This is a genomic window from Photobacterium kasasachensis, from assembly GCF_050336885.1.
Classification (GTDB): Bacteria; Pseudomonadota; Gammaproteobacteria; order Enterobacterales; family Vibrionaceae; genus Photobacterium; species Photobacterium kasasachensis.
Map to the genome: position 1 here is coordinate 121,547 of NZ_JAKJSH010000018.1, position 9,229 is coordinate 130,775.

Genomic DNA, 9,229 nt, shown 5'->3' on the forward strand with positions numbered 1-9,229 from the left:
CCCTTTATTGTAAATGCAGTAAATCAATTTCAACACGCCGATTGCTTGCTCTGTTCTCGGGGCTATCGTTCGTCTTTCTCGGGTTTGAGTCTCCTAATCCTTCAGGCCATAAGCGGCCATGTAAGTCTGTCCCTAGTGCCATTGAGTTGGCGACTGCTGTTGCTCTTGCCAGTGACAAATGCCAATTAGAAGGGTATCGAGATGTAAAAATAGGTTGATCATCTGTATGCCCGGTAATCAATATACGCCCGTGAGTTGACTCCAAAGCTCTGGCCACTTTGGAAAGTAACGGGATCAGGGCCTCCCGAACTTCGGCACTACCGGATAAAAACAGCTCGTTAGAGTTCAGGATAATTCGGACACGGTCGGGTAGCTCAACAAGCTCCAATGCGCCCCTTTCTACTTCGCTTTGTAATAGCTGTTGCAAATACAGAGAATCGGGCGCAGTCTTCGTTGGTGATACTGACTCTTTAGGTTCCCATCTGGCCAAATTGTTAATGGCTGCAAATGCGAGATCAGATTTAGCATTGATGGAATAACTAAACGCCATATATATTGCCAGGGTGATAGCACCTAACACGGATACCCATACCCAAAGAGGACAGTCTGTTTTAGGCTTTGTGGTATGAACCACAGACTCGCTCCAGCTAGGACAAAGCGGTACTTCATCATCACCCTTCTCGCTGGAAATCACTTGATAAACTCTGTCTCGATAGATTTCGAGCCTTTCCATTCCACGTTCTTCGACTCGCATTTTGCCAACAAAGCCTAGTGAAAGGCATAAGTACTGAAATTCAAGCAGCTGCAAATTAGCTGTCGGTTCATTCAACGCATTATCAAGAAGGGTATAAAAATACTCCCCACCAAACGTTTCGGCGTGAAATGTGGACAGCAAACTCTCTGTGGACCAATTTGAATGCCCACCCCAAACAGTATTTAGCACCGTCTCATCAATGAACGAACAAATACAATAACGTGCTGCATCAGCTGTCTCGCTGGCAATCGACAATCGACGTAAACGGTTTTCATAGTCTTGTACCAAGCCATTGCAACACTGTTGAAAAAAGGCAACATCAGTATGATCGGCTGTAGCTCGTATCTGGCCAACAAGTGAAAACAGCGAGCTGGCCTCTTCAATCAATGGGTTTCTTCCGAGGGGCATCAATCCGCTAAACTGATTCCCGGATTTTATTTTGGTTAATACAACAGTTTGCTCAGCAGTATGCGGCTGCTCTTTCTTTTTTTCATTCTTGGTGCCTGCGGTCTTGCCGCGAACACCAGGACGAGGCTTTATAAAAGTTGCTTCTGACATTAACGAGTCCCTTGCCTGCCCATATTAGTTAATTGCCCACAGCTGCATATCCAGTTCCGGGTATTTGCCAGAAAGGTGTAAGGCGATTCCGCCACTGGCACTCAACCGATGCCAATAGTCGTTACTTTTGTCTAACTGAAAATAGTGATACCCCGAGTGATAGGGGATTTGCCTTGGCGCTACAGGCAAAGCAGTCGTAGCGATACCAGGCAACTGGTTATTAACAAGATCTCGTATGTGCTCTACAGGTCCAATCTTAACCTGAGCAGGAAAACGTCGACGTAACTCCTCGTTTGGAATATCAGCCTTAACCGCTAAAACGAATATAGCCCTTTCTAGCAACCCTTTATCGGAGACAGCTGCAACGCGGATACCGAACTTTGTCGCTTCTATCGGTAACTGCAACGCCGTTTGTTCAAGCACTGCACTCATATACTGATTTAATACAATCATCAGGTTACCCATTACCCTGGTAAGATCATCGTGTAAATACACTGGCAGCTCGGGGGGGCGCTTTGTCTCCCCTGAAAAAGTTGCCATTTCACCAGCCATTGCAAGCAAGTATCGACAAAGAGTTTCTGGGTGCAATCCATCAGTAACTTCAAAATGACTTAGCAGCGGCTCGTATCGATTGAGCACCTGAAGTAATAAAAAATCGGCTATTGAACTAGCAGTCCCTTGTCCCTGGCTTAATCGACTGGCAACACTGTCAGCCCGAAGCTTAATCATTCCACTCAGTTCAGACAAATAGCGCTTAATGACTTTATTACGCTGTGCACTCAGGCAGGGAGGAATATATTTCTCATCAAGGACTACCCTACCTTCATCAGTGACTTCTATCACCCGGGCAACAGGTAAGGTGAGATAACCCGACAGGCTATCTCCAGACAACTTCAGTTCAAGGGACACTTTTGCTAGCTGTAATACATCCACAGCATCACTACCGACGGCATAATCGGCAACTTCACGGTCTTCGAAATGGTATCGTGTCACCTGGGTGCTATCAGCAGCAGCGATATTCACCCTACCTACCTGCTCGGTGGGTATCGCCAGAAAAACTATTTTCTCTCTAACGCTTTTATCAAGCTTAAGGGCAACAGGTAAAGGATCGCGTTTAGGGCAATTTACGACACTACCATCCTGAAAGCGCGCAGAAATCGCTTCAATTCCGAGTTTGCCATGGTTAAGCAATGCTTCGTCGACAATGTAGTCGAATACTCCCCATGAATAACTCGAGTCCTGATTAACCTGTTCACTTAACTCATTCAACAGAAATCTTTCCTGCTGTTGAAAATGCTGAGGACGTAAAAACATCCCTTCAGTCCACGCAACTCGGCTATATTCGCTCATGATGCTATTCCTTAAACACACACTTCTATATGGCTAGTTTGCAAATACCGCCAAACCACCGACATTGACATTGACAGTTCGGTAGTCACTCTTATCAATTTCAATTAGCTCTCGCCAGCGGGCATTTTCAATATCACGATAGGCAACTAAGATCCCCGCGTAACGAACGCCTGGGGCCAACGTCAACTCATGTTCATATTTTGAATTAGGCGCAAGTTCAAATTCTGAACTTATAATTAAGTCAGGACCAAGATAACCTTCCGGTTCATCATATAATGAAAAAAAATCTTGGGTTTCAAATATGGTTTTGGATGAAATTTCAAAAACTTTCACCACTACTGGTGATGCCCGGCCATTTAAATCCGGGTTAACATCATGGGACACCTCAAATTTTAATGTGGTGTAGGCAGGAACAACATAATTAGCAACCGTACAGGCATTAATTAACAGCGAACACACTACAACAAACACAGCCTTAAGATAACCAGCTCTAATCATTCCTATTATCCCTGTCTTAAACTTGATTCATAAGCTTTCACAAAATCATCCCAACAATATATTCCACTACTTGTTTCTAAGTCTTCCTCAACCCTTCTATATAAAGATTCATATGTGTTCCATCTATTTACTTTTGTACGGTTAGGATTAAATCGATTCCAAAAATCGTGCTCGGTGCGAGCACTTTCAATTGATTCAGGTGAAAGTGTTTTAATAATTCCCTCAACAGCACCTTTCACGCCTGCCAACAATGCTTTTTCATGGTTACCTATATCCGAGAATGCTTCTTTAATGGCTTGCTCTGGCGGTAAAAAACTCGCACTTCTCCTGTTAAATAAGTTATGAATAGCATCATCAAAAGTGGCAGAAAACTTCAACGGATTGTTTTCTTGTCGTTTAAAGTGTGTCTGGTTTAATCGACTAGTCTGTTTAAAAGCTGCACGTTGATGTAACGAATCCATAAGTCCAGTCATTAAACATTGCATTGACACACCTAACTCATACCACCACTGCTCGTCTTGATCTGCAGGGAGCATGTTAGGGCTGATACCTAACCCTCGCACAAAAGCACTGAGGCTTCCAGGCTTATCATCGAGCTCATTATCAACTTTGCTGAAGAACTGCCCTTGAGTTGATGTTTCTTCACCACTGGGATTTTCACTATTTAATTCAACACCTTGACTAACTTCCACGTCTAATAATTGCTCTAATGGCGCTTGTGTTAGATCCAAGCTCCAATCTTCAGGAATAGGTAATTCTTGTTGGTCTAAACCAGGCGAAATATTACTGCTTGAAGGCACCATGAAATTATCTTCCACCTGACTTGTAAATACGGACAATGTACTTCTCGCTATTGAAGGTTGTGTATATTTGTCCTCAACATGGTCCGTATTAGTCAAGCAATTGGCAGGTATCGCAAAGCTTTCATTTTCTAGCACTGGAGCTTGTTCACTATAAACATTTTCAGTAGTTAAAGTTGCCCCTGAGCCACCCAATGATACTTCAATTTCATAGTCGCCAAATGAAATACAATCACCATCAGAAAGAACGGAATATTCCCCATTACCCAATGGCTTAATTGATCGATTAATATAAACTCCGTTGGTTGAAATGTCAGCAATGACGAGTTTATCGCCTTTCCTTTCAATATTTGCATGTTTTCCTGAAATCACTCGCTCTGGATCAGGCAGGCACCAGTCACAGTACTGAGAACGACCAATCATGTATTTCTCACACTCTCTATTAAAAACAAATGTTTTCTTTGCTTCTAACTCAGACGTAAAACGATGATAACTTACTATTGAGAGTGTCAATTCCATAACTGCATCACTAGCCATTTAAGTAAACTGACAATATTGAATATAAAAGCATATTAAAAACAATATTGTAATTAAAGCACTCATTCAGAGTGACATTTCTTGGACGCGATACTAAGAACAGGATTAATAAATATCAACGAAGGTTTATCAACCACATCCATTTATCCCACACACTTCATAAAAATGAAATGTTCGTTGTTACATAGCCTATAAATAACTCAGTGCTTGACCGCATTCCTCTTATTATCCAGTAGGTAGATAATAGGTTCATTGTTATTCATTACACATACAGCAGCTGTAGCGCGATTATGTTAGGAAATAGCAATCATGGAAAACATTGACAGGGATAATATCTCTTCTGAAAACGACACCTCATCTAAGAAACGTGAAGCAGATAACTTGGCCCCAGTGCTCACTGGCATCTCTAACAAATCAACACAAAAAACAACCACTCCTGACATTGGACCAACAAGCTCCCCTTCTAATAGTCAATCGCTAGAAGGCAAAGTCATTAAAGATCGCTATCGGATCGAAAGACTGATTGGCCATGGCGGTATGTGCGATGTATACCAGGCAACCGACCTGCTACGGGAAACATCTGGAAATGCCGAACCTTATGTCGCACTGAAAGTCCTTCAAAAGGAATACTTGAACCAATCAGGGGCGGCGAAAATCTTAATCAGGGAAGCACAAAAAACCCAACAACTGAGTCACCCCAACATTATTCGCGTATTCGATTTTGGCGGTGATAAGCTCGCCCCATACCTCGTCATGGAATGGCTCGATGGTGAAACACTCGAAGAAGTTATACGGCGATCTCGGCCAAATGGCCTACCCTTGAAAAGTGCAATTACACTATTAAATCAGATCATTTCTGCCCTAAAGTATGCACACAGCCAAGGTGTTATCCATGCCGACTTAAAACCTAGCAATATTATGCTTACCCGCGACGGCACAATTAAGCTCTTTGACTTTGGTGTCTCAAAGGCATTTAGTTTACATACCGACGATTACTCTGCAGAAGCTCAGCATGAGACCAATGCTCTCTGCGGGTATACCCCAACCTATGCATCACCAGCTCTATTGCAGGGAAAAGAGCCTGAGGCAAAAGATGATATTTTTGCCTTTAGTACCATTGCCTATGAACTGCTAACTAGCCAGCACCCTTTTGACCGTAAGCCCGCAGATATAGCACAGCAATCAGGAATGACCGCAGTAAAGCCCAACCACTTAAGTTTCATTAAATGGCGAACATTGCGTCAAGGGCTAGATTTTAGTGCGGGTAAGCGGATAGCAAGCTTTTCAGAGCTTCAAGATCAATTAAACACCCGTCTTGCTCCCAAAATTGCAATCGTAACAGCAACGCTCTGTGTTGCTTTAAGCCTTGGCTATGGTTATCAGCAACAAGACAAACACATTGAACAGCTTTCCGCCCGCTTGCTGCTATCTAATCAAGCTTCGCAAGAGGAACACCAGCTCACTCAGCTAACACCATCTCAATTTATCGCAGCACTACCGACGCTACCCAAAGACAAGCCGCTACTAATAGATGGGCTGCTTAGGCAAAAGCATCAGCAAATCATCTCTGTGTACGAACAGCGAATTAATAACATTCTGAATAACCGCCATGAGCGTTATCCCGATTACTACGCTATCGAAAAAGAACTTATCAATGCTCAGAACCTCTACCCCGATTCACTCGTCCTGTATAGCATCTCGGAAGAAATAACAGCAAGTTGGCAATCAACTGTAAAGATCCTGGTTCAAAGACTAAATACATTGCTGGAAAGAGGCCAGTATCATCCAGATGGTGATGATGATATTGCTCAGCTACTTGCCGATCTGAACCAGGTTTCCTTCGAGTATCAATTTAAACCAACAGAAAAGGCCAACAAAACTTTCTCTAAATCCTTTGAAGATGCAGAAAAGAACCTTGATCTAGCATCGATTAGGCAGCTAATCCATGTTGGCGAATTACTATTCTCCAATACCTCAAGTCAGCAATCACAACTCGCTGCCGGAAGAAAATTAAAAGAATCCATTCAAATCATGACAGATTACCAATCGAGTCTAAGCGAAGGGACACTTGCCGAGTATCCATACCAAGCCGCTGCACTTTATTATCAAAACAGCTTTGATGAATTGAATACAAGACTAGGCAACATTAAAAATGTGACTCAGCTCGATGCCTTAAACAATGATGTCGGAAAGATTGCGGAACAGTTGCCAGATGATTTCTCCCCTCTCATACAAATACGTCTCGCTATGGCAACCGAGTACTTGAATTTTTCTGAAGCTCTCCTGAAAGCCAATAAAGGGCGAACCGCAAACATGGTGATGAAAAAGGCTAACAACCTTTTTGCCGAAGTAGAAAAGGCACGCTCGGCTTATTAACCCTATTTATCGGCCCGTACTGTCAAGTAAGAGGTAACTGTGCATTTCAATACATCTCTCGCCAACGCTAAATTAAACCAGACGCTGCTGGTCGATGCTGTAGGGCTTTGTTATGTCATAGCCCCACCCCACCGCGCGCTTAATGGTGATCCTGGCCTTGCGAAAGACCAATACAAGAATAAATACTGGGCAGACCGACTTCTTCGCACCCACTGTAGTACGTGGGGATATCAGTTCAATCTGTATCGCTTATATCACCAGCTTTGTCCAAACCCGCTTCAGCATCATAAGTCCAAAGATGAAATCATCGATGAACTCAGTAATCGCATGGCTCACGGGGAATTCTTGGTATTTTGTGTTGACAACCTTTTACCTTCCCCACCAGATGCCACCAATGCGGATGTTCCAATGGCGAGTTCCAGCAAGGTTGAGCAATTACAACCTATCGCCCCCTCCCGCAATTTAAAGCAAGGCGGTAAAGACTTAACAAATAACGATAAACTAGAGGTGTTAGATATATACTGCTCACTACCAAATGGTAAACCTGCAGTAAATATTCCATACACAGTAAAAACCCTATCTTGCGGTACCGTTCATAAAGGGGAACTGGACAATAGTGGAACTCAACACTTCGACAATTTACAGGCTGGTGATGTCGAGGTCATATTTGGTAAACCAATTACAGAAGCAGAGATTGTCACAACACGTAACCAAATAGGTTTCCTTCTTGAGTCCATCATCGCAGCCCAAAATGCCGAAGCCTTGGCACTCGAAACCGAATATCAAAAGCTAAACTCGGCAGAGAAATGGCTTAAACGTGTAGAACAAAGAGCAAGAGGTGTTTTTGATGCCGGTGCAGGCATGCTTGAAAGTATTGCTACAAACTACTCAATAAATAGTATGCTCGCTTACCTCACCCGCATCTACATCGCCGCCTGGCAAACTAATGACACTGTCACCGATAACTGGGTAACAACCTTTGCCGATAATTATCTTGAGCAGCATCACAAGGAACTTGTGATCGCTCTCGGGTTTGATCCGGCCGCCATCAACAAAGAAATGTTTGCAGAAGCCTATGAAGTTGCGAGTTTTGTAAACAGTGATCCAGCCACGCAAAATGCATTGATTGATTTTGCCAAAGATTATGTGGCCGCTCAACACGAGCTTGAATGGAATTACATTGCAGGTAGTGCAATCTTTGAAATAGTTCTCACGGCCTTATTAGCGTCATCAACTGGCGGTATCGGTGCAGCAGGCTCAGTACCCAGCAAAGCACGCCATATCAGCAAGTTCTCTCAACTCGGCACATTATTAAAACAGCTCACCAAACAGCTCAAACAAAAAGCACAATTCAAACAGAAACGTGGCAGAACCAATGGTCATATTACACATCAGATCAAGAGGCCTGATGGGGCTGAAGTGCCGACAGGAATTAAGCCGCTAAAACTCGATGCAGAATGGTTTGAGCAAAAAGCTTTCAGTCAAGCACCGCATGCTGGTCTTCATAACCGTGATGGCCTGACACCAAATTTCGATGAGGTTGCTAAATCGTTTGAAACTAAACGAAAAGTTGATATGGATAATCTATCTCTAAGTGACAGCGCAGCTCGAGAAGCTCTCGAGACGCAAGGTTGGAAGGGCAATAAGGTTGAAGAAATTCTCAGTTCTGGTGAAGATAGCTTCCGAGTAGATAGGATTCAAGCTGGGGAGAAACTGTACGGTTTTACTACCAAAGGCTTTAACAAAGAAATCCCAACATCGGCATACTGGGCTGATGAAGCTGGCTTCCTGGATGTCAAAAATAAATTTTATCGAGGTGGCAAATGGGATAAAGAGGGCGTTAAAAATTATCTCGCCCTGCCGTGCTTTAATGCTGCTAATGCCATTGATATTGCAGAGATCACCGAGGATACCTCAGTAGTAAAATCAACCATTGGCCAAGCTTCAGAACTGTTGCAATACAAAGGAGAAAATGGTTACACCACCGAACTCATCCCCAAGCTGATGGATGGCGGAGGCCAGCAAGTTGCGGTTAAGCCCTCATATATCAAATCAATAAGGAACCAAACAAATGCCAACCACTAGCGAACAACATATCGATATTATCGACAACTGCAACTTGCTACTCAATAAATTTGCAGGGTTTGATTCAACAGACAATACTCCTGAAGGGCGAATGATTGCCCAGTTAACCTGGCTCAAAGAGCGGGCAGAAAACCATGACCTTCCCCTGCCTGTAAAACCTGAAATGCTGGGAACACTCAGGTATATCTACATGGATGGCACGCTTAATTTTCATGCCAGCAACCCAAAAGATAGTGAGTGCGTATACTGGGAAATGGAAATGCCTATGGAT

Annotated in this window: 7 protein-coding genes; 3 read left to right on the forward strand and 4 right to left on the reverse strand. The window is 43.4% G+C overall.

What is annotated here, in order from left to right; all coding sequences use genetic code 11:
• Positions 1 to 4: 4 nt before the first annotated feature.
• Genes tssL through tagH form a run of 4 tightly spaced genes read right to left on the reverse strand, consistent with a single transcriptional unit; the run spans position 5 to position 4,479 of the window.
• Positions 5 to 1,312 (reverse strand): type VI secretion system protein TssL, long form, encoded by a 1,308-nt coding sequence (gene tssL / locus L4D19_RS22755; RefSeq protein WP_428454382.1) that lies wholly within the window; start codon positions 1,310 to 1,312, stop codon positions 5 to 7.
• A 24-nt stretch (positions 1,313 to 1,336) separates the two neighbouring features.
• Positions 1,337 to 2,662, reverse strand: a complete 1,326-nt coding sequence (gene tssK / locus L4D19_RS22760) for a type VI secretion system baseplate subunit TssK (protein WP_428454383.1) — start codon at positions 2,660 to 2,662, stop codon at positions 1,337 to 1,339.
• Positions 2,663 to 2,695: 33 nt separating this feature from the next.
• Positions 2,696 to 3,160, reverse strand: coding sequence for a type VI secretion system lipoprotein TssJ (gene tssJ, locus L4D19_RS22765; protein WP_428454384.1), 465 nt, complete (start codon positions 3,158 to 3,160; stop codon positions 2,696 to 2,698).
• A gap of 5 nt (positions 3,161 to 3,165) precedes the next feature.
• Positions 3,166 to 4,479, reverse strand: coding sequence for a type VI secretion system-associated FHA domain protein TagH (tagH, locus tag L4D19_RS22770; RefSeq protein ID WP_428454385.1), 1,314 nt, complete (start codon positions 4,477 to 4,479; stop codon positions 3,166 to 3,168).
• 327 nt (positions 4,480 to 4,806) lie between these two features.
• Here tagH and L4D19_RS22775 point away from each other — a divergent pair, with 327 nt between their 5' ends.
• The 3 genes from L4D19_RS22775 to L4D19_RS22785 all read left to right on the forward strand — a co-directional run.
• Positions 4,807 to 6,873: a serine/threonine-protein kinase gene (locus tag L4D19_RS22775; RefSeq protein ID WP_428454386.1), complete on the forward strand. Its 2,067-nt coding sequence runs from the start codon at positions 4,807 to 4,809 to the stop codon at positions 6,871 to 6,873.
• 39 nt (positions 6,874 to 6,912) lie between these two features.
• Positions 6,913 to 8,958, forward strand: a complete 2,046-nt coding sequence (locus L4D19_RS22780) for a hypothetical protein (protein ID WP_428454387.1) — start codon at positions 6,913 to 6,915, stop codon at positions 8,956 to 8,958.
• Positions 8,945 to 9,229, forward strand: a 285-nt coding sequence (locus L4D19_RS22785; protein ID WP_428454388.1) for a hypothetical protein, incomplete at its 3' end; no start/stop codon positions are given. The genes L4D19_RS22780 and L4D19_RS22785, both read left to right, overlap by 14 nt.

Excerpts from the sequence above, each read along its gene's own strand:
- tssJ (WP_428454384.1), bottom strand. The coding sequence starts at position 3,160 with ATGATTAGAGCTGGTTATCTTAAGGCTGTGTTTGTTGTAGTGTGTTCG.
- tssL (WP_428454382.1), bottom strand. The coding sequence starts at position 1,312 with ATGTCAGAAGCAACTTTTATAAAGCCTCGTCCTGGTGTTCGCGGCAAG.
- L4D19_RS22775 (WP_428454386.1), top strand. The coding sequence starts at position 4,807 with ATGGAAAACATTGACAGGGATAATATCTCTTCTGAAAACGACACCTCA.
- tssK (WP_428454383.1), bottom strand. The coding sequence starts at position 2,662 with ATGAGCGAATATAGCCGAGTTGCGTGGACTGAAGGGATGTTTTTACGT.
- tagH (WP_428454385.1), bottom strand. The coding sequence starts at position 4,479 with ATGGAATTGACACTCTCAATAGTAAGTTATCATCGTTTTACGTCTGAG.